This window comes from Paenibacillus sp. RC21, assembly GCF_044907935.1.
GTDB classification, from domain to species: Bacteria; Bacillota; Bacilli; order Paenibacillales; family Paenibacillaceae; genus Paenibacillus; species Paenibacillus terrae_A.
The window spans coordinates 642,789-663,564 of record NZ_JBIYCS010000001.1; the positions used below are offsets into that span (position 1 = coordinate 642,789).

At 47.1% G+C, this 20,776-nt stretch carries 20 protein-coding genes and 2 pseudogenes; 15 read left to right on the plus strand and 7 right to left on the minus strand.

Going from position 1 to position 20,776, the window contains the following annotated elements; all coding sequences use genetic code 11:
• The first annotated feature begins 3 nt into the window (after positions 1 to 3).
• From ABIA61_RS03025 to ABIA61_RS03045, 5 genes are all read left to right on the plus strand, one after another.
• Entirely contained in the window at positions 4 to 1,008 is a 1,005-nt protein-coding gene (locus ABIA61_RS03025) for a FecCD family ABC transporter permease (RefSeq protein WP_283655827.1), read from the plus strand.
• Entirely contained in the window at positions 1,005 to 2,096 is a 1,092-nt protein-coding gene (locus ABIA61_RS03030) for a FecCD family ABC transporter permease (protein ID WP_283655828.1), read from the plus strand. Before ABIA61_RS03025 ends, ABIA61_RS03030 begins: the two co-directional genes overlap by 4 nt.
• A 102-nt stretch (positions 2,097 to 2,198) precedes the next feature.
• On the plus strand, positions 2,199 to 3,014 hold the full coding sequence (locus tag ABIA61_RS03035) for an ABC transporter ATP-binding protein (RefSeq protein WP_283655829.1): 816 nt from the start codon (positions 2,199 to 2,201) through the stop codon (positions 3,012 to 3,014).
• A complete protein-coding gene (locus ABIA61_RS03040) occupies positions 2,986 to 3,423 on the plus strand; it encodes a (2Fe-2S)-binding protein (RefSeq protein WP_283655830.1) in 438 nt (145 codons plus the stop codon). The genes ABIA61_RS03035 and ABIA61_RS03040 overlap by 29 nt, the downstream gene beginning before the upstream one ends.
• Before the next feature lie 122 nt (positions 3,424 to 3,545).
• On the plus strand, positions 3,546 to 4,178 hold the full coding sequence (locus ABIA61_RS03045) for an RraA family protein (protein WP_283655831.1): 633 nt from the start codon (positions 3,546 to 3,548) through the stop codon (positions 4,176 to 4,178).
• Between the two features lie 54 nt (positions 4,179 to 4,232).
• Here the strand turns inward: ABIA61_RS03045 and ABIA61_RS03050 are convergent.
• Positions 4,233 to 4,484: pseudogene (locus ABIA61_RS03050) on the minus strand (YlxR family protein); the annotation flags it as partial.
• 105 nt (positions 4,485 to 4,589) lie between these two features.
• On the opposite strand from ABIA61_RS03050, the gene ABIA61_RS03055 reads away from it, so the two are divergent.
• Both ABIA61_RS03055 and ABIA61_RS03060 read left to right on the plus strand, forming a co-directional pair.
• Positions 4,590 to 5,024 (plus strand): AraC family ligand binding domain-containing protein, encoded by a 435-nt coding sequence (locus ABIA61_RS03055; RefSeq protein WP_283655833.1) that lies wholly within the window; start codon positions 4,590 to 4,592, stop codon positions 5,022 to 5,024.
• A gap of 10 nt (positions 5,025 to 5,034) precedes the next feature.
• Positions 5,035 to 5,529, plus strand: a complete 495-nt coding sequence (locus ABIA61_RS03060; protein ID WP_404580270.1) for a helix-turn-helix transcriptional regulator — start codon at positions 5,035 to 5,037, stop codon at positions 5,527 to 5,529.
• A gap of 171 nt (positions 5,530 to 5,700) precedes the next feature.
• On the opposite strand, the gene hslO is transcribed toward ABIA61_RS03060, so the two are convergent.
• Together hslO and ABIA61_RS03070 are read right to left on the minus strand one after the other, a co-directional pair.
• The gene (gene hslO, locus ABIA61_RS03065) at positions 5,701 to 6,582 is read right to left on the minus strand and encodes an Hsp33 family molecular chaperone HslO (protein ID WP_283655835.1); all 882 of its coding nucleotides are present in this window, start codon (positions 6,580 to 6,582) and stop codon (positions 5,701 to 5,703) included.
• A 31-nt stretch (positions 6,583 to 6,613) separates the two neighbouring features.
• Positions 6,614 to 7,096 (minus strand): Rrf2 family transcriptional regulator, encoded by a 483-nt coding sequence (locus ABIA61_RS03070; RefSeq protein WP_283655836.1) that lies wholly within the window; start codon positions 7,094 to 7,096, stop codon positions 6,614 to 6,616.
• Between the two features lie 342 nt (positions 7,097 to 7,438).
• Between ABIA61_RS03070 and ABIA61_RS03075 the strand changes: the two genes are divergently transcribed.
• A complete protein-coding gene (locus tag ABIA61_RS03075) occupies positions 7,439 to 8,452 on the plus strand; it encodes an LLM class flavin-dependent oxidoreductase (protein ID WP_283655837.1) in 1,014 nt (337 codons plus the stop codon).
• A 69-nt stretch (positions 8,453 to 8,521) separates the two neighbouring features.
• Here ABIA61_RS03075 and ABIA61_RS03080 read toward each other — a convergent pair whose 3' ends face one another.
• Entirely contained in the window at positions 8,522 to 8,860 is a 339-nt protein-coding gene (locus ABIA61_RS03080) for a hypothetical protein (RefSeq protein WP_404580271.1), read from the minus strand.
• Between the two features lie 95 nt (positions 8,861 to 8,955).
• Between ABIA61_RS03080 and ABIA61_RS03085 the strand changes: the two are divergent.
• From ABIA61_RS03085 to ABIA61_RS03100, 4 genes and pseudogenes are all read left to right on the plus strand, one after another.
• A pseudogene (locus tag ABIA61_RS03085) lies at positions 8,956 to 9,123 on the plus strand (class II aldolase/adducin family protein); the annotation flags it as partial.
• A 171-nt stretch (positions 9,124 to 9,294) separates the two neighbouring features.
• On the plus strand, positions 9,295 to 10,023 hold the full coding sequence (locus ABIA61_RS03090) for a glycosyltransferase family 2 protein (RefSeq protein WP_283655840.1): 729 nt from the start codon (positions 9,295 to 9,297) through the stop codon (positions 10,021 to 10,023).
• Positions 10,024 to 10,546: 523 nt separating this feature from the next.
• Entirely contained in the window at positions 10,547 to 10,900 is a 354-nt protein-coding gene (locus ABIA61_RS03095; protein ID WP_404580272.1) for a hypothetical protein, read from the plus strand.
• Between the two features lie 538 nt (positions 10,901 to 11,438).
• Positions 11,439 to 15,104: a hypothetical protein gene (locus ABIA61_RS03100; protein WP_404580273.1), complete on the plus strand. Its 3,666-nt coding sequence runs from the start codon at positions 11,439 to 11,441 to the stop codon at positions 15,102 to 15,104.
• Between the two features lie 165 nt (positions 15,105 to 15,269).
• Here the strand turns inward: ABIA61_RS03100 and ABIA61_RS03105 are convergent, their stop codons facing one another.
• Complete coding sequence (locus tag ABIA61_RS03105; protein WP_404519080.1) at positions 15,270 to 16,799, minus strand: glycosyltransferase; 1,530 nt, start codon at positions 16,797 to 16,799, stop codon at positions 15,270 to 15,272.
• Positions 16,800 to 17,019: 220 nt separating this feature from the next.
• On the opposite strand from ABIA61_RS03105, the gene ABIA61_RS03110 reads away from it, so the two are divergent.
• Genes ABIA61_RS03110 through ABIA61_RS03120 form a run of 3 tightly spaced genes read left to right on the plus strand, consistent with a single transcriptional unit; the run spans position 17,020 to position 19,697 of the window.
• Positions 17,020 to 17,886, plus strand: a complete 867-nt coding sequence (locus tag ABIA61_RS03110; protein ID WP_404519078.1) for a glycosyltransferase family 2 protein — start codon at positions 17,020 to 17,022, stop codon at positions 17,884 to 17,886.
• Positions 17,887 to 17,919: 33 nt separating this feature from the next.
• Entirely contained in the window at positions 17,920 to 19,059 is a 1,140-nt protein-coding gene (locus tag ABIA61_RS03115) for a DegT/DnrJ/EryC1/StrS family aminotransferase (RefSeq protein WP_404519077.1), read from the plus strand.
• Positions 19,056 to 19,697 carry an acetyltransferase gene (locus tag ABIA61_RS03120; RefSeq protein ID WP_404519075.1) on the plus strand — a complete coding sequence of 214 codons (642 nt, stop codon included), beginning with the start codon at positions 19,056 to 19,058 and terminating at the stop codon, positions 19,695 to 19,697. The genes ABIA61_RS03115 and ABIA61_RS03120 overlap by 4 nt, the downstream gene beginning before the upstream one ends.
• Positions 19,698 to 19,792: 95 nt before the next feature.
• Here the strand turns inward: ABIA61_RS03120 and ABIA61_RS03125 are convergent, their stop codons facing one another.
• Both ABIA61_RS03125 and ABIA61_RS03130 read right to left on the minus strand, forming a co-directional pair.
• Positions 19,793 to 20,407: a hypothetical protein gene (locus ABIA61_RS03125; RefSeq protein WP_283655847.1), complete on the minus strand. Its 615-nt coding sequence runs from the start codon at positions 20,405 to 20,407 to the stop codon at positions 19,793 to 19,795.
• A complete protein-coding gene (locus ABIA61_RS03130) occupies positions 20,391 to 20,774 on the minus strand; it encodes a hypothetical protein (RefSeq protein WP_404580274.1) in 384 nt (127 codons plus the stop codon). The genes ABIA61_RS03125 and ABIA61_RS03130 overlap by 17 nt, the downstream gene beginning before the upstream one ends.
• Between the last annotated feature and the right edge of the window lie 2 nt (positions 20,775 to 20,776).

Consider the following 20,776-nt stretch of genomic DNA (forward strand, 5'->3'; position numbering starts at 1 on the left):
ACGATGCTAACGACAAATTTAAGAAAATGGACTGGACTTGGTGTATGCCTGATTTTGTTGACAGGAGCTTTATTTCTTGGCCTACTGATGGGTAGAACGCTAATTAATCCAAATTTTATGATTTCTTCCTTATTTCATTATGATGCTCAAAATGTAGAGCATGTGCTGATACATACCGAACGTTTGCCGCGCACGGTCATTGCTGCTGTTGTAGGCGCGAGCTTGGCGATGGCAGGAGCCTTCATGCAGGCACTTACCCGCAACCCGTTGGCTTCACCCAGTACGTTCGGTATCAATGCGGGTGCTTTGTTCTTCGTCTCTATCGCAGCGGTCGCGTTTTCGGTCGAGTCCATGATGTCTCTGATGAGTTTTGCCTTGATCGGCGCAGGACTGGCGGCTATTCTGGTGTACGTCATCGGATCATTAGGCAGGGATGGTTTGACGCCAGTCAAGATTGTATTGTCCGGCTCTGCCATTCACGCTTTGTTTATGTCGATGATCCAAATTATTTTGGTGATGAATGAAACGGGAATGCAAAATGTGTTGTTCTGGATGGCAGGCTCTGTCAGCGGACGTTCGCTGGAGATGCTACAGCCTTTATTTCCTTTTATGCTAGCGGCTGGGATCTCGGCGATGTTTATGGGGAGAGCGGTGAATCTGCTCGTGACCGGGGAAGATGTAGCGAAGGGCTTGGGGCAAAATATCTTATGGGTAAAATGCGCGATGGGCCTGATTATTGTGGTGCTGGCTGGATGCTCTGTTGCTATTGCGGGGGCGATTGGCTTTGTCGGTCTGATCATTCCGCATGTGGCGCGTGCTTTGGTTGGTGCGGATTACCGCTGGATTACCCCTTTTTCGGCGGTACTGGGTGCTTTGCTATTGGTGTCGGCGGATACCGCAGCCAGAGTACTGATTTCGCCGCAGGAAATTCCGATTGGCGTCATTACAGCTTTGATAGGGGTTCCCTTTTTCGTCTACATTGCCCGTAAAGGGGTGGCGTGGAAATGAAGCGCGTGAATTTGAAGCATGGGACTGGCAGAGACGGCATGAATGCGAAGCATTATGTGACGCTGCGCAGCAGGAGCGGCAGGTTTCATATCCAACTGGAAAAGAAAGCACTATGGATGATGTGTGGACTGGCTTTGGCGCTACTGATCATTGGCGTGATTAGTGTAGGCTGGGGAGATACGTATGTGCACCCTTGGGAAGTGCTTCGAGCGATATGGGGGCGTGGCTCAGGCGATTATGATTTTATTCTGTACAGGCTGCGGTTTCCGCGAGCGCTTACGGGAGTGCTGGTTGGTGCGGCTCTGGGCATTGCGGGAGCGGTGCTTCAGGGCATTATCCGTAATCCGCTGGCATCCCCGGACATTCTCGGGATTACAGGCGGAGCATCCGTAGCGGCAGTTACGTTCATTGCTTATGGGGGAGCTGTTTTGAGCATTCAATGGCTACCTGTGGCGGCTGTCGCTGGAGCGCTGGTCGTATCGCTGCTTGTGTATATATTGGCCTGGAAGGATGGTGTGACACCAATCCGACTGGTGCTGGTGGGGATAGGTTTGGCTTCTGCTATGAGCTCGATTACGACGCTGATGCTGGTCATGAGCTCGTCCTTTACAGCCGGCAAGGCTTATATTTGGCTGACGGGCAGCGTGTATGGAGCATCGTGGAATAACGTATATACCATGCTGATCGCTGTTGTGATCTGCACACCTTTGGTTCTCTATTTTTCACGCAGCCTCAACACACAGGAGTTGGGGGATGATGTGGCTACCGGCTTGGGAGTGGAGGTGCAGCGGCATCGTGTGATGTTGCTGCTGCTCAGTGTGATTCTTGCTGGAACTGCAGTAGCAGTTGCGGGAGCGATTGGTTTTGTGGGTTTAATCGCGCCGCATATTGCGCGCAGATTGGTAGGCCGCTCTATGGGTAGCCTGACGCTGGTGTCAGCACTGGTAGGGGGATTGCTGGTGTATCTCGCCGACTTGCTGGCCCGTACGGCTTTTTATCCGATTGATATTCCCGCAGGCATTTTTACAGCAGGGGTGGGCGCACCGTTTTTCCTGTATTTGCTGCTCCAGCGCCGAAATCGGCATTAAAGCCGAGCTGGAATTTTTTTGAACACTTATGGGTGTTTTTCTTTTTTTAATGGAATATAGAAGATCTTAAGTTCGCAGTTTATAAAAGGGGAGGGAAGCTGCATGGGTTTAGAGGTAAAGGACCTGATGATTAACTACGGGACAGATCCGGTTATTCAAGAGCTGGACCTGCAAATTCCGGAGGGAAAGATAACGGTACTAGTAGGCAGCAATGGGTGTGGAAAATCGACGATTTTGCGTGCCATGGCGCGGCTATTGAAGCCTGCGGCGGGAGCTGTGCTGCTGGATGGACAGGCCATTGCCCAGTTACCCTCCAAGCAAATTGCCAAAAGGCTATCCATTTTGCCGCAGGGACCGTCAGCGCCGGAAGGACTGACAGTGTATCAGTTGGTCAAGCAGGGCAGATATCCATATCAGAGCTGGCTGAAGCAGTGGTCGGCAGAGGATGAAGCACAGGTACAAAACGCGCTGCAAGCGACGCAATTGGAGGCTTTTGCGGATCGTCCGGTAGATTCCTTATCTGGCGGGCAGCGCCAGCGTGCGTGGATTTCCATGACTTTGGCGCAGGGGACGGATATGATCCTGCTGGATGAGCCGACGACCTATTTGGACATGACGCATCAAATTGAGATTTTGGACCTGCTGTTTGATTTGAATGAACGAGAAGGGCGGACCATTGTCATGGTGCTGCATGATCTGAATCTGGCTTGTCGCTATGCGCACCATATGGTTGCGGTATACGATAAACGTATTTATGCGCAGGGAAAGCCGGAAGAAATCATGACCGCAGAGACGGTGGAAAAGGTATTCCAACTGCGCTGCCAAGTCATTCCTGATCCCTTGTACGGAACACCGATGTTTATTCCTCATGGAAAGGGGAGGAAAATGGGTGCTGTACGCCAAAGGATCTTCGTTTGAGCCTGACGAATGGTCGTATCTGACGGAAAAATTGCGAATAAGCAGCCGTGGTGAACAAGCTCCAAACGGACGGTATGATCTACCTGCGGTCGATTTGCTGGATGCAACTCAATGCGCCATGTATCTGGATCGGCTGGCAGGGCTGCATGATTTTTCTGCACGCAGGGTAACGGCCTCTGTTTTGGCGAAGCGGTACGGTTTTTTGATCGTGTCCCCGGCTCTGTATGCCATGTCGGTATATAACAAGATGCTGGAAGTCAAGATTGCACCTGTAACGGCATCGGTAACCGCTGCGCCCACTGCGGCTGTGAAAGCTGTACGTGTTCGCAAAACCTGCTGCTATTTTTATCAGATGAAGGAAAAGGGCAGCTATTGCCCTACCTGTCCGAAGATACATTGTACGAGCTAAGTATGAGCTACGATGTTTGGGCTATAGTGAGCTGAAAATTTTGCCTAAGCGCCATTCCGCCTGCTTTGATTCCTAGATGTATAGTGTGAGTTTTGGTTAGATCACGAAAGGAGCTGGTTTGTATGTTTCGGATTCAACCTCGGGTTCAGGGGGTAACGACGGACCTGCTGGAGCTTTATCAGCATGTTAGTGCTTCTACCCTTGGGCATTTCACGGATTTTGGATGTATGCAGGGAGCACAGCCGTTGTTCCGTCCCATTCGTTTGTTGGGGAATGCAGTTACGGTCAGGCTTCCCCATCTGGACTCCACCGCTGTGCGTCATGCACTGGAATTGGCACAAGCGGGTGATGTCCTTGTCGTCGATATGTCCGGTGACGATGCCAGAGCCTGTTGGGGAGAATTCAGAGCCTATGTAGCGATGAAAAAACAACTTGCTGGTGTGATTGTTTCCGGTTGTGTCACAGATGTCGGTATCTTGAACCAGCTGCAATTTCCCGTCTTTTCCAAAGGAATTAGCGCCTTGACTACACGTACACTAGAACTGGAGGGAGAGGTGAATACCTCGATTAGCCTATTTGGGGTCAGCGTACATCCAGGTGATCTCATTTTGGGTGATGACGATGGTGTATTTGTAGTGAAGCCGGAGGAAGCGTGGGAATTGGGGGGAAAAGCTGTGGAAAAACAGCGCAAGGAGGAGCTTACGCGCCAGCAGTTCGGATACGATCAGCTTTTGAATGCCCGGCTGGAAAAGTAGACATTGCACGCGCGTCAGGTGTCCGGTATAGTGTGGATAAAGATTTTACCATCCTTATACGCGTGCGTCACCCTCGTTGCAGCATAGTGGATATGATCCATCCTGCCACACTGGATGCTGCTCCAGTGAAGAATAGGTTTCATCGGTGATGTGAACTTGTAAGGCGTTGTCCAGCACCTTTGTTTTTCGAGCTTTATGCAAGCAGTCTGCGTAAGCGCCGACATAAGCGCCACGTCCTGCTTGTTTACCTGTCAGATCCATTTGGATACCCTGATCCTGAGTACGTACAGTCCGCACAAGCTCCTTTTTAGGAGCATTTTTTTACATACAACGCATTGACGCAGAGGGGCTTTTTTTGTTTTATTGTCAATCTCATCGCATGACATCTGGGAGAGAGCAGGAGGGAAAACGATGAACCAACAGCAATTGGATGAATTTCTCAGAAGCCTGGATGCTGTAGAGGAAATACAGATTCGCACCGGGAAAAATGTGAACGATTTAGAACCCCTAGGGTTTCATATTACCGAAAGCGAAATAGGACATGAGATTCTTCGAATGCAGGGCAAATATTTTTTTGATAGCGGTTCCATTTATATGAGTAAGCACCATCGTTTTGCGGACATGCCCTTACACAATCATGATTTTATTGAAATGAATTATATGTATTCCGGGCAATGCAGACAGGTTATTGACGGCAGGGAAATTAGGCTGGAGCAGGGGCAGATATGTATTTTGGATACGAATGTTCCGCACAGCATTTACGCGCTTGGGGAAAATGATATTTTGGTTAATTTGATTATGAAAATGGAAGCGTTCTCAACCACTTTTTTTTGGACGGTTCAGTAATACGGGTATTGTGGCTGATTTTCTGGCTAACGCGGTATCCCGGGACAGACGACACAACCGTTATATTTTATTTCATTCCCAGCAGATGCTAAGTCATTATGTGCCTTTGCTGCTTACCGAGCTGATGCGGGTGTATCAGCTGGATATGAATTTTGAGCTGGATCATAAGCCGGGTAAAGCGAGCATTATTGATATTTTGCAATACATTGAGCAGCATTATCGGGATTGCACGCTACCCCAATTGGGGGCGGCGTTTAGTTTTAACGCTAATTATCTGGGGGATTTGCTTAAAGAGCAGACAGGCAAAACCTTTCGGGAGCTTGTCCAAACCCAACGGATGCTGCACGCGGAGACGCTACTTCGCCATACGAACCACAGCATCAGCGAAATAGCGTACGAGGTGGGATACGAAAGCCAGGGCTTTTTTTATCGGAAATTTAAGGAATACTCAGGCTATACGCCCAGTCAGTACCGCGAGTGTCAGGGGCGGGTGAATGAAGTTTGAGATTGACAACAAGGTTCGAATAAAAGGAAAAGAGCTGTCCCTTAGTAGCTAAAACTACCTTGGGGACAGCTCTTATTTAGGAGATTTTGCTTAGCAAGGATTAGTCTCTTCCTTGGTTAGTACCAGCACTGCGAAGCAAGGCACCGATGTTGCAGGATAGACTTGTTGCAATTATGAAGTAGCCGTTTCTAGCATGCCTTCAAGATCTTTTTTGGTCAGATGGTAATGCTCGTTGCAAAAATGGCAATGTGCTTCGGCCTGTCCATCGGTATGGATCATATCTGCGATTTCCTCACTACCTAAGCTGATAATGGCATTAGAAACTCGTTCCTCAGAGCAGGGGCAATGGAATTGCACAGGCATGGTTTCCAATACTTTAATATTGTCTTCTCCCAAAATCTGTCCAAGTATCTGCTCCGGCGTCAGTCCTTGCATGACCATAGAGGAAATACTCGGAATGGCCTCAAGGCGTCTCTCAATAAAACTGATTACCTCTTCCTGCGTACCCGGCATTAGCTGAATAATAAATCCGCCAGCCGCCTGAATGGAGTTGTCAGGATTGACAATCACCCCGGCTCCAACAGAAGAAGGAATTTGTTCGGATTGGACCAGATATGAGGTGAAGTCCTCACCCAGCTCACCTGATATAAGAGGGACTTGTCCGACAAAAGGCTGCTTTAATCCGATATCCTTGGATACAATCAGCGCTCCATCTGTTCCAACTGCTCTGGCGACGTCTAATTTCCCTATATGATTAAGGTCGAAATGGGTTTGCGGATTTTTTACATAACCTCTAACTTCCCCTTTGGCATTGGTATCGACAAGAATAGTGCCAATGGGGCCGCCACCATTAATCCTGATCGTGAGTTTATCCTCATCTTTAAGCATGGCCCCGAACATGACGCCGACCGTCATGGAGCGTCCCAATGCAGCCGATGCCGTGGGCCAGGTATGATGACGCCGTTGTGCTTCACTTACCGTCCCCGTCGTTCTGACGGCGTAAGCCCGGACCTGGTTATTGTAGGCAAGAGCTTTTACTAAATAATCGTTCATGTTCATGATCCTTTCTGCGATTTCAAATTCTTTACAAAACCCTTTTTTCCTGAATCCAGTTCTCCAAAGAAGTAATTTTGGCAGCATAACCCGCTTTATAAAAGTCAGCGGATAATGATGAGATGGTTTCCCTTTTCAGAACTGCCTTCCAGGACGTTTCCGCCTCTTCCATCAAATTTGTCAGCAGGCAACACTGATCTTCTTCCTTTAATTCAAGCATATCGTTGTAAATACCGCTGGAAGAATAGAGTGTCTGTTGTCCTTCGATCGCAAGATAAATATCAAATACCCGAATATCCTCAGGTTTTTTCTTTAATTTAAACCCGCCTTTGACCCCGGGAACAGAAGTAATCAAATCAGAGCTGACCAATTTTCGCAACAGCTTATGAAAATAAGTGGGCGAAGCACCTAATTGTTGGCTGATGGCCTCTCCTGGCAAAACCGCTTTGTCTGGCAGCATCGCGAGTAGCAGGAGGGCGTAGACAGATTGTTCGACGCCTGTTTTCATATGCATTAGCATCACCTCTATACATTCAAAATCTGTAATCAGTCTAATGTGGATAATGATTATCCATATAAGTAAATGATAGAGGAGCTTTTCGTAAAAGTAAACTATTTCTCAAAAAAATTAAAAATTTAATTCATTTGCAATTCATAACGGGACACATTATTATATTTGACATATCAATTGATATATCAAATAATTAAAGCGGTGAGGGGAATCGTAAAACGATACTCTGACAGTGCAGCTATTTTACTGATTATATGTGATGGTGAAGGAAATGGGACAGGCGTTTACTTCATCAGTGATATAGCATTTCACCAGCGATACAAATACAGGGAGGTTCATTGAAAAATGACTATTCGGAACGTTGCACTATCTATACTAGACCTTGCACCCGTCATTGAAGGCGGCACTCCTGCCGATTCCTTCCGCGATACCGTTGCTCTTGCCCAGCATGCCGAGCAATGGGGGTATCATCGGTACTGGCTGGCGGAGCATCATAACATGCAGGCGGTGGCCAGCGCGGCTACTTCACTGGTTATCGGGCACGTAGCTGCGCATACCAACAAGATTCGGGTAGGCTCAGGCGGCATCATGCTGGCCAATCATGCTCCGCTCATGATTGCAGAGCAGTTCGGAACGTTAGAGTCACTGTATCCGGGACGGATTGATCTGGGACTGGGTAGGGCTCCAGGCACAGATCAGCCTGCCATGAGGGCGCTACGGCGAGGGCTGCACAGCACTGGTGAAGATTTCCCGGAGCAATTAAATGAGCTGCGTTCCTATTTCAATTCAGCGCTAAAAGGGGGAGTTCCGGGTGTACGGGCGGTTCCGGGAGAAGGGCTGGATATACCGATCTGGCTGCTGGGATCAAGCGGATTCAGCGCACAGCTGGCAGGTCAGCTCGGGTTGCCGTTCGCGTTTGCCAGTCACTTTGCCCCGGCTCATTTGCTACACGCTCTGGAGCTGTATCATCGCAATTTCCGTCCATCGAAGGCACTGGATAAGCCGTATGTGATGGTCGGCGTCAATGTGGTTGTTGCAGATTCTGATGAGGAAGCACAGTGGCTTTTCACTTCACAAGAACAACAATTTCTCAATGTGATACGCGGGCAGAGCGGGAAACTAAAGCCACCAGTTGATGACATGGAGAAGCTCTGGAGTGAGCAGGAGAGGGAGGCGGTTCGCGGCAATATGTTGGGGTATTCTGCAATCGGTAGCCCTGATACGGTCAAGCAAAAGCTTGATTTTATAATGAATCAGACGAGAGCCAATGAGCTGATTACAACTTCTCATATATATGATCATCAAGCGCGCCTGCGGTCGTATGAGCTGCTTGCCCAAGTGATGCGAACAGACGAGTAGTTAATCAAATAGTAAGGCCGTGCCGAAAAAGGTTCTCACAACCCGATTCTGGCACGGTCTTATTGCATTTTAAAGCGTATACTTACGAATCAAATAGGTTGGGGTGCAGCTCCACGCGTGACAGTAGCTGTTGATTAAATAACTGCCGTAGGGAGAAAAGGCTTTATTATGGGGATCGTACAATTCCCAGAACGTGTCCGCTCCATCCCGTAGCATACCTCCCCAGTAGGACTTGAGATGTTTTACGGCTCCGTCCCGGGTTTGTCCGGCCCACGAAATTTGGCGGTTGGGACCGCTGACGAAGAAGCCTTGCATTTCATCCCATAGTTGGGCCAGTGTTGCGGTCGTAACGTCCTCCAACCGCTGGTTCAGGAACGGAAGCTTGTCAGGATCAACCTGTTTAGCCAATCGAATAGCCCGTTTTAACGTGTAAATAAGTATGGCTTGAGAAGGGGTTGCTTATCCAACTGCTCATGCCAGTCGATAAAAGACCACCATTCGTCGGTATGCGGTGGGAGGTGATGATTGCCCAAGGTGTACTCGATCATCCGCAAGCAGAATTGGTATTGATGGAAAAGCATGGTCTGGTTACGTGGGGAGAAACATCCGAGGCAGCCTATGTGAAAACAATTATTGATATTTTGCAATACATTGAGCAGCATTATCGGGATTGCACGCTACCCCAATTGGGGACGGCATTTAATTTTAATGCTAATTATCATCTCTCACATACTCGCTTAACGAAAAGCTCGTCTTCCACGACTTGAACCCTACAAATATAAATTGCATATATTATCAAGCAAGTCGATCCATAAGCTTTGAGTGTGAAAGGGGAAGAGCACGTGATAATACATGTATATGCTTTATGCTGGAATGAAGAAAAAATGCTCCCGTTTTTTTTTAAGCACTATGATAATATAGCGGATCAATACTATATTTTCGATAATGCCTCAACTGATAATTCTGTATCCATGTTAAAGGAAAATCCCAAAGTTGTTATAGATAGATTCGAAATAGAAGGTAATTCTCTCGTGAAATCAGCACAAGATAAATTCAATCAATTTTGGAAAGGAAGCAGAGGCAAGGCAGACTGGGTTATTGTGTGTGACGCAGATGAACATTTCTATCACCCTAACCTTAGAACATATCTGCAAGAATGCACCTCTAAAGGGATAACATTGATTGTCCCTGATGGTTATGAGATGGTTTCTGATTTTTTTCCGAGTAGCCATCAGCCATTACATGAAACGGTAAGGAATGGTGTAAGAAGTCAAACGTACGATAAGCCTCAAATATTTAATCCAAATGCGATTCAAGAAATAAATTTCAGTCCTGGCAGGCATACTGCTTCACCTACAGGGGACGTCATAAAGCCATCCAATAATGATATTTTATTATTACACTATAAATACTTGGGATTTGACTATCTAAATTCACGTTTCTCGGCTTTAAAACAAGGACTGCGAGAAGGGGATACAGCAAATAGATGGGGATTTCATTATTTATGGGATGAGAAGCAAAGGTTGGAACAATTTGAGAAATTAAAAAATAAATCTGCTAGAGTGTTGTAGCATGAACTGTTGGTGCAAGTGGCATTTGTAAAAAAACTATTATAACTTCACTGTTTCTGTGTAAACGTGATTGCAAGAGAATGGAGTTTATTTGAAATTGATCTACAAGGATAAAGGCGCCTTTTTTTCTGGGGTGCCTTTTTTCCTTTTTATGGTTGGGAATGGTATTGATGAATCAGCTTTAATAAGTTACCTAAAGCTCGGTCACTACCTTTAATATCCTCAGAATTTAATAAGGCTTGATTGAATGGATTGAATGAGTAAATATCTATTTTAATTTTAATAGGCAAACAAACAGTCATGTGTAACAAATTATTAATATGATAGATGTAGCTACAGTAATCCCTATTCTGTTCTATATAGATTGAACTGTAAAATAATATAGTGGATTTAAATCTAAATAATCCCATGTTTAGGATCGAATCCAACTACTATAAATTTTTCGAGTTCAATATATATAGTATTTTTTATATGTTTATATGGATTTGTAGTTAATAAATGGTAAAGGGGGGACATCAACTTAATGGCAGTATTATCAACTGGACCTATTGAGAATAGTCCTGTTAGTGGGGCCAGGCCGATCCAACAGGTTACCGTAAAAATAATTAACCAGGATTTAGTCAATTCTTCAAATATTTTAATTCAGGGATACTTTTTAAACAGTTTACGAACATTGTATGTGCTAGAAGAAATAGTGTTAGCTCCCAATGCAGTTACTACGAAAAATTATGTAGCGAACTTCGACGCATATGAATTTGTTTTTACCACAAGCGGTCCTGCAGAAGAAAGTACTGATATTTCAGTTTGGGGAAGAAACGGGAGTGGTGAAATCATTGATGCTCAGCGCATTGTTGCGGATGAGCAACTAGATTCTTGAAACACAACATATGTACAGAGATAGAACCACAATCGTAACAAATGGTTGAGACATAAAATAGAGGGAACAGGATCTTGAGAAAGATCTCATTGTTCACAAAAAAGCTTGATTTTACTAGAAAGGAGGGAGTATCCAATGGTAGTATTATCTACTGGACCTATTGCAAACGATCCTGTTCTAGGAGTCAGACCCACCCAACTGGTCACAGTAAAAATAGATAACCGAGATTCTGTAAATTCTTCTATCGTTTTGATCGAGGGTTTTATTTTAAACGGTAGCAGAACATTATATGTACAACAATTAGTGGTAGTGGGACCAAATGCGGTTATAACGAGGAATTTCTTTGCAAATGTAGACGCATTTGAATTCGTTTTTACCACTAGCGGACCAGCAGAGAATGAAACTCAAATTTCTGTTTGGGGTAAAGATGCATTGGGGCAATTAGTACCTGCCCATCGGTTAGTATCTGACGAACTTTTAGGAACCGATCGAGGAATCCAAGGACCTCAAGGAGTTCAGGGAGCCCAAGGCGACCAAGGTGACCAAGGACCTCAGGGTGTTCAAGGACCTCAAGGTGTTCAGGGAGCCCAAGGCGACCAGGGACCACAGGGAGTTCAAGGAGCCCAAGGCGACCAAGGACCACAGGGAGTTCAAGGACCGCAAGGTGACCAAGGACCTCAAGGAGTTCAAGGCGTACAAGGTGACCAAGGACCTCAAGGAGTTCAAGGAGTCCAAGGTGACCAAGGACCTCAAGGTGTTCAGGGAGCCCAAGGTGGCCAAGGACCTCAGGGTGTTCAAGGAGCACAAGGCGACCAAGGACCACAGGGAGTTCAAGGAGCCCAAGGCGACCAAGGACCTCAAGGTGTTCAAGGAGTCCAAGGTGACCAAGGACCTCAAGGTGTTCAGGGAGCCCAAGGTGGCCAAGGACCTCAGGGCGTTCAAGGCGACCAAGGTGACCAAGGACCACAGGGTGTTCAAGGATCTCAAGGTGACCAAGGACCACAGGGAGTTCAGGGAGTCCAAGGCGACCAAGGACCTCAAGGAGTTCAAGGAGTCCAAGGTGACCAAGGACCACAGGGAGTTCAAGGACCGCAAGGTGACCAAGGACCACAGGGAGTTCAGGGAGTCCAAGGCGACCAAGGACCTCAAGGTGACCAAGGACCTCAAGGCGACCAAGGACCTCAAGGTGTTCAAGGTGACCAAGGACCTCAAGGTGTTCAAGGTGACCAAGGACCTCAAGGAGTTCAGGGAGTTCAGGGAGCCCAAGGCGACCAAGGACCTCAGGGAGTTCAAGGAGTTCAAGGCGACCAGGGACCTCAAGGTGACCAAGGTGACCAAGGACCTCAAGGCGACCAAGGACCTCAAGGAGTTCAAGGTGACCAAGGACCTCAGGGAGTTCAGGGAGTTCAGGGAGCCCAAGGCGACCAAGGACCTCAGGGAGTTCAAGGAGTTCAAGGCGACCAGGGACCTCAAGGTGCGCAAGGAGACCAAGGACCTCAGGGTGTTCAAGGTGTACAAGGCGACCAAGGACCACAGGGAGTTCAAGGAGCCCAAGGCGACCAAGGACCTCAAGGTGTTCAAGGTGACCAAGGACCTCAAGGAGTTCAAGGAGTCCAAGGTGACCAAGGACCACAGGGAGTTCAAGGAGCACAAGGCGACCAAGGACCACAGGGAGTTCAGGGAGTCCAAGGCGACCAAGGACCTCAAGGTGACCAAGGACCTCAAGGAGTTCAAGGTGACCAAGGACCTCAAGGAGTTCAGGGAGTTCAGGGAGCCCAAGGCGACCAAGGACCTCAGGGAGTTCAAGGAGTTCAAGGCGACCAGGGACCTCAAGGTGACCAAGGCGACCAAGGACCTCAGGGAGTTCAAGGAGTTCAAGGCGACCAGGGACCTCAAGGTGCGCAAGGAGACCAAGGACCTCAGGGTGTTCAAGGTGTACAAGGCGATCAAGGACCACAGGGTGTTCAAGGAGTACAAGGTGACCAAGGACCTCAGGGAGTTCAAGGTGACCAAGGTGACCAAGGACCTCAAGGTGTTCAGGGATCCCAAGGTGACCAAGGACCACAAGGAGTTCAAGGAGTACAAGGTGACCAAGGACCTCAGGGAGTTCAAGGTGACCAAGGTGACCAAGGACCTCAAGGTGTTCAGGGATCCCAAGGCGACCAAGGACCTCAAGGAGTTCAAGGACCGCAAGGTGACCAAGGACCTCAAGGAGTTCAAGGAGTACAAGGTGACCAAGGACCTCAAGGAGTTCAAGGCGTACAAGGTGACCAAGGACCTCAAGGTGTTCAGGGAGCCCAAGGCGACCAAGGACCTCAAGGTGTTCAAGGTGTTCAAGGACCGCAAGGAGTTCAAGGACCGCAAGGTGACCAAGGACCACAGGGTGTTCAAGGAGTACAAGGTGACCAAGGACCTCAGGGAGTTCAGGGAGTCCAAGGCGACCAAGGACCTCAAGGTGTTCAAGGAGCCCAAGGCGACCAAGGACCTCAAGGTGTTCAGGGAGCCCAAGGTGATCAAGGACCTCAAGGAGTTCAGGGAGCCCAAGGTGATCAAGGACCTCAAGGAGTTCAGGGAGCCCAAGGTGACCAAGGACCTCAAGGTGTTCAAGGCGACCAAGGTGACCAAGGACCTCAAGGTGTTCAAGGTGACCAAGGACCTCAGGGTGTTCAAGGAGCCCAAGGCGACCAAGGACCTCAAGGTGTTCAGGGATCCCAAGGCGACCAAGGACCTCAAGGAGTTCAAGGAGTCCAAGGTGACCAAGGACCACAGGGTGTTCAAGGCGTACAAGGTGACCAAGGACCTCAAGGTGTTCAAGGAGTCCAAGGTGATCAAGGACCTCAAGGAGTTCAGGGAGCCCAAGGCGACCAAGGACCTCAGGGAGTTCAGGGAGCCCAAGGCGACCAAGGACCTCAGGGAGTTCAGGGAGCCCAAGGTGACCAAGGACCTCAGGGCGTTCAAGGAGTACAAGGTGACCAAGGATCTCAAGGAGTTCAAGGACCGCAAGGTGACCAAGGACCTCAAGGAGTTCAAGGCGTACAAGGTGACCAAGGACCTCAAGGAGTTCAAGGAGTCCAAGGTGACCAAGGACCTCAAGGTGTTCAGGGAGCCCAAGGTGGCCAAGGACCTCAGGGCGTTCAAGGCGACCAAGGTGACCAAGGACCACAGGGTGTTCAAGGTGACCAAGGACCACAGGGTGTTCAAGGATCTCAAGGTGACCAAGGACCACAAGGCGTTCAAGGAGCCCAAGGCGACCAAGGACCACAGGGTGTTCAAGGCGTACAAGGTGACCAAGGCCCTCAAGGAGTTCAAGGAGTCTAAGGTGACCAAGGACCACAGGGTGTTCAAGGCGTACAAGGTGATCAAGGACCTCAAGGAGTTCAAGGTGATCAAGGCCCTCAAGGAGTTCAAGGTGACCAAGGACCACAGGGAGTTCAAGGTGTTCAAGGACCGCAAGGTGACCAAGGACCACAGGGTGTTCAAGGAGCCCAAGGCGACCAAGGACCACAGGGTGTTCAAGGAGTGCAAGGTGACCAAGGACCGCAAGGCGACCAAGGTGACCAAGGACCTCAAGGTGTTCAGGGAGTCCAAGGCGACCAAGGACCTCAAGGTGTTCAGGGAGTCCAAGGCGACCAAGGACCTCAAGGTGTTCAAGGTGACCAAGGACCACAGGGAGTTCAGGGAGCCCAAGGTGACCAAGGACCTCAGGGAGTTCAAGGTGACCAAGGTGACCAAGGACCTCAAGGTGTACAAGGTGACCAAGGACCTCAAGGTGTTCAGGGAGCCCAAGGTGACCAAGGACCTCAGGGCGTACAAGGCGACCAAGGTGACCAAGGACCACAGGGTGTTCAAGGCGTACAAGGTGATCAAGGACCTCAAGGAGTTCAAGGCGTACAAGGTGACCAAGGACCACAGGGTGTTCAAGGCGTACAAGGTGACCAAGGACCACAGGGTGTTCAAGGCGACCAAGGTGACCAAGGACCTCAAGGCGTACAAGGCGATCAAGGACCTCAGGGTGTTCAAGGACCTCAGGGTGTTCAAGGACCTCAGGGTGTTCAAGGACCTCAAGGCGACCAAGGAGCTCAAGGTGTTCAAGGACCACAAGGTGACCAAGGACCGCAAGGCATTCTGTAAGCTTAAGGTCAAGGTATATTTAGATGACTCAAAAGTTATTATAACTTTTGGGTCTTTTTTTGTCTTAAGTTAATGCTTACGAATTTGTCGGTGAAGGAATCACCGTATTGCTATTAAGAAGTTCTGCTCTAACGAAAAAAACCTTTGTCGAAGTCCTGTGGAAATAAATTCCAAGAGACTTCGACAAAGGTATTGGAAAATAATTGTTGGCTAATATTCTAATCAGCCTTGTTGTAATTTAGGGCAACACAACCACTTTCTCTTTACAGGACGCAACAAATTTTGCATATTGAATACAAGTTTCTAATGAATCATTTGGCTCCATAGGCCACCATCGTATGGCTCCCTTGGGAGCTTTGGAGGCATAGGTTTCAATTTCTGATGGAATTCGACCTACAACCACGATTTGGATCTCCCTAAAGTTGTTTTCAATGCCCTTTTGGAGCGTCTTAATTAATTGGGTATGCTCTATTTTAGGGCAGGAATGGGGGATAGGGAACAATATCGAGAATCTTGAATTATCTTCTTGAATAACATGAGCAGATTTCCGGGCAGGATCATCCGTAGAAGCCTCCCATATACGACGATAAGGCAATTGCTCAGGCAAATCGAGCTCTTTCAATCTCATTTGAATCCTTTGAAAATAGCATCTATTTAGTTCCCCTACAAGAACCTGAATCTGCTTATTTCTGAGGAATGTAGTGTTATTTCCATTTTCGTTACGATATTGGATATATATCAAATCAGGGATGTTTACAAATTTAGTACAAAGAAACGTCCGGACCAGCATATCGTAATCATCTGCTACCAGTAGTTCATTGCGATGGCCTCCGATCAGATGATAACAGTCCCTCGTCCACGCACGGGGATGATTGGGTAAACCGACCAAATGACGAATGGTTTTGCCATTAATGGTCGTATGTTTTTGTGCATTTTGCCATCTGTTCATTTCATGCAGCCAGACTCGATAATGAACACTGTAACCAAAGCCACAATCCCAGCCATACCAATGTGCATGATTGCTCTCTGCATACACTTCAGCACAATCCCCATAAACAAAGCCACAGTCAGGATTTTGTTGAAATGCTTTGACGATTTTCTCCAGGCAGTCAGGAGTTAGCTCATCATCATGATCGACTTCTACTAAAATTTCCCCTGTACATAGACCTGCTGCAAACCTTTTGATGGCCCCTATATAGCCATTACGGGAATCCTGGCGATATCTCCGCACACGGTGATCCTCTAAAGGGAGTAAATACTCCTTGTATGTCTCATCTTCATCACCGGAATCATCCACGATTACCCATTCCCAGTTCTTGTAGGTCTGCTTCAATAAAGATTGATAAGGTCGTTGAATTTTTTCTTTTGACCTGTAGCTGGCAGTAAACACGGATATTAAAGGTGTGTTTGAAGAAAAATGTGTTGGAGGAATCGTTCTATTCTCCGGAAGAGGATCTGTTGCCTTGAGCCAGCAGAAAAATAAATGCATAGGTTGAATTTCGTCTGGTGATTGGAAGTGCAACCAGCGTTTTTTTTCGTGACCAGGCAACGCTTTTAGTGCTGAAAATTCTCCCCACTCTTCTCCGAGCGAGACATAAACCCGAGGTTTTTGGAGGCTATTGTCTATAAGTGGTTGATCAGCCTCATACAAGTTTATTGTAATGTGATTTTCTTCCAATCTATCTATCAATTCTTTTACATGATCCTTTAAAACCTTCTTCGATACAAATAAATGAGTTGTCAGTAGCGGAGTGAAATTCAGTGGCATGATCATTCCCCTTTACCAGTTTCGAACACCAACGAGAGGGAGGTTCCGAGTTCAGACGTGAGTTGTTGTTATTATTGAAGCATCCATTTTCCTGGCATCATTTTATTTCCCAGTAATATATATGTATGTGTATGTGTTCGGGGATGTGAGGAACAGATCAGCCCATATGACACCAACGAGTAAACCGTCTGAATAAGCATAAAAGAAAGGTGGAGTAAGCGTGGAAAGCCCATTAGTAAGTGTAGTTATACCTGCATATAACCGGCCGCATACACTAAAAATCGCCATCGATAGTGTATTGGAACAAACTTACCCGAACATCGAAATCATTATCTGTGATGACAGTACAACGAATGAAGTACAAGAAATGCTTGATTCTTATTTAGATTCTTTTCCCCAAATTAAATATTATAAAAATGATAAAAATCTTTTTCTCGGAAATTGGCATAAATGTTTCGATTTGGCGTCAGGTGAATATATCAATTACTTGATGGATGACGACATGTTTCATAAAGAAAAAATAGCAAGGATGATCTATTTTTTTGAGAATTTCGAAAGCATCACACTGGTTACCTCGTATCGGCAAACCATTAATGAATCAGGGGCTATTCTCCCACCGCTCTATGCAACGGAAAGGTTGCACGAGGAAACAAGGATAATGGACGGAAGAATGTTGGCAAACGTTGCATTAACTCGTTGTTTAAATGTGATTGGTGAACCTACGACAGTGTTATTTAAAAAAACAGATCTTATCGAACAGTTTGGAGTATATAAAGGAAAACAGTATTCTCTTCTTAATGATTTAGCGTCTTGGTTGAACTTACTATCCAAAGGAAAAGCAGTTTATATTCCTGAAGCGTTAAGCTATTTCCGAATACATCCCAATCAAAATAATCAAACACTTGGTCAAAATGCGTTTACGGAATGGTTAGATATTATGATTGCCTCAAGAGATGATGGATTTCTTGATACTAACGATTTGTTTAAAACTGCACTTCATTCTTATCATGAACGTATAAAGGGTCGTCCACAATTTGATGCAGATATCGAGCGAATTGAAATGATATTAAAAACATTGGAATCCTAGCTTGCTCATCCCATATGCGAAGGAGGCTGGCTCATGTTCGACATTCCCTTCTTACGACCTAATTTAGTAAAAAAGGAACGATTTATTGCCAATTTTGAGAAAATAGAAGAGACCCGGATTTATTCCAATTATGGTCCCTTAAATAACCTGTTTGAAGAGCGGGTCATTGCGCAAATGTTTGATGGAATCGGTTCGGCTGTGACCGTTCATAACGCTACCATCGGGTTGATTTTGGCGATCGCTCAAAGCAAGCGACCACAGGGAAAATATGCAGTTATGCCAAGTTTTACTTTTGCTGCTACCCCACTTGCTGCCGAGTGGTGCGGGCTAGAACCTTACTTTCTTGACATTGAACTGGAGAATTGGCAAATGAATAGGGAGCAGTTAGAGCAGGCAGTCAAGCTGCTGGGAGATGAGATTGCGGTAATCGTTCCATATGCCACTTTCGGTACAGCTATTGATTTATCCGTATACAATAAGCTGCAGGAGCAAGGAATTCCGGTAGTCATCGATGCTGCTGCCAGTTTTGGAACTATAACTTTGGAGGAAACCGTACATTTTGGCAAAGGCTTCGGAGGAGCCGTAGTGTTCAGCTTTCATGCCACCAAATCTTTCGGTATTGGAGAGGGTGGATTAGTATATAGTATGGACCAAGATCTCATCAAGCGAATTCGTCAGGCGGGGAATTTCGGTTTCTCCAGCAGCAGGGAATCTGTCACCCAAGGTCTTAACAGTAAGATATCTGAGTATACCGCTGCTATCGCTTTAGCCACTCTCGACCATTTCAAAGCTGTACGGGAGAATAGAAGGACTATCTACGAATGTTATCTTCAAGAACTGATCCAAGCAGACTTATTAGAACGAGGATGGTCTATACAAAAAACGCAAGGATCGGTTGTTCATCAATTTATACCTATTCTTTGTCCAGATTCTCACAGCAATCAAGAAGTCGTTGAGTTATTAGCCGCTAATTCAATAGAAGCCAGATCCTACTTTTCTCCGGCGTGCCATCAACAGAAGCAGTTCCAAAGTTATCCCCGGTCTACTCTTCATGTTACCGAGCATATTACCAAACATATTGTCAGCCTGCCCTTGTGGGAGGAGTTGGACGAGATTATCGTTCGAAGAATTGTGAACGTTCTAGGGAGCTTGGGAAGAGAGACAACCAGATGAGAAAAATCGTTATTTGGGGATCGGGCGGACATGCCAGGGAAGTCAACTGGTTATGTGAAGAGCTGGGAATTCAAGTGGTAGGTTTTTTAGACGAACGGCCAGAGACGAAAGGGCAGATCGTAAATGGCGTTCCTGTACTGGGGACGTTAACTGACATTGAAGCGTTAAAAAATGAGGTAGAGCTGATATGTGCGGGGGTGGGTGACCCGGCATTAAAGAAGCGATTCGCTTATCATACAATTCAATCGGGATTTCGTATCGCAGCCCCGCTAATACATCCACGTGTTCGTTTGTCTCGAAGAAACACCATTGGTGAGGGAAGCATGATCTTTGAGGGGGCTGTCCTGTCGGACAATATTAAGATCGGACATCATGTAATTATCAACCGGGGTGTTAACGTCAGTCATGATGCGGATATTGGTGATTATGTAACCATAGCCCCCGGTGTGAATCTGGCAGGAAATGTAATCCTAGATGAGGGAGCCTATATCGGCATTGGAGCCTCGGTACGGGAGAAACGTCACATCGGTTGTTGGTCTATAATTGGTGGTGGGGCCTTTGTTAAAGATGATATACCCGAATTTACCTTGGCTGCAGGTGTACCAGCAGTCGTTAAAAAACGACTTGATATGCCCTGATCCTACCAGACGAGGGAAATCAAGTGATTTACCTACCAAAAGCCTGTGCTGGAAAAGGTTCTTAAAACCCGATCCCGGCACGGCCTTATTGCATTTTAAAGCGTATACTTACGAATCAAATAGGTTGGGGTGCAGCTCCACGCGTGACAGTAGCTGTTGATTAAATAACTGCCGTAGGGAGAAAAGGCTTTATTATGGGGATCGTACAATTCCCAGAACGTGTCCGCTCCATCCCGTAGCATACCTCCCCAGTAGGACTTGAGATGTTTTACGGCTCCGTCCCGGTCACCTGTGATCAGCAAAGCTTCGACCAAATAGTGATGCATATACGGTGTCGTCAGGCCGATATCCGGTTGCTCGGATAGCAAGCGTTGCATGAGAGCTGCGTTTTGCTCTGCATCCAGCACCTCGGCCAAAGCCATCCAGATTTGTCCGGCCCACGAAATTTGGCGGTTGGGACCGCTGACGAAGAAGCCTTGCATTTCATCCCATAGTTGGGCCAGTGTTGCGGTCGTAACGTCCTCTAACCGCTGGTTCAGGAACGGAAGCTTGTCAGGATCAACCTGTTTAGCCAATCGAATGGCCCGTTTTAACGTGTAAATAAGTATGGCTTGAGAAGGGGCTTGCTTATCCAACTGCTCATGCCAGTCGATAAAAGACCACCATTCGTCGGTATGCGGCGGGAGGTGCTGTTCATTCAGACGCTCCAAAGCCAAAGGGCTCCGCGACTTCGACGGGCATTTCACCAAAGGTTAGCTTGAGATGAAGTGGCGCATCCGGCGGACTGCCGACTGGACGAACAGAGAAGGAGAGATATCCGACCTGATGCGTGCCAAAGTCGAGAATAAATTCATCTCCTTTGCCGTAATGCTGCTGCGACAGCGTGGAAACGGATTGCATCGGATGTGTTTTCCAGCCATGCATCGCGTCTGCATTATGGACAATCTCGACCATTTGCTGTGGCGGGGTAGTGGACGTATTCAAATGCGGTTGTGCTTGAACCGCCTGGTTAATAAAAGCTTCATTACGTGCAATTTTTATTTTGTCAGCTTGCTGAATAGGAGATGTTTCTGACATGT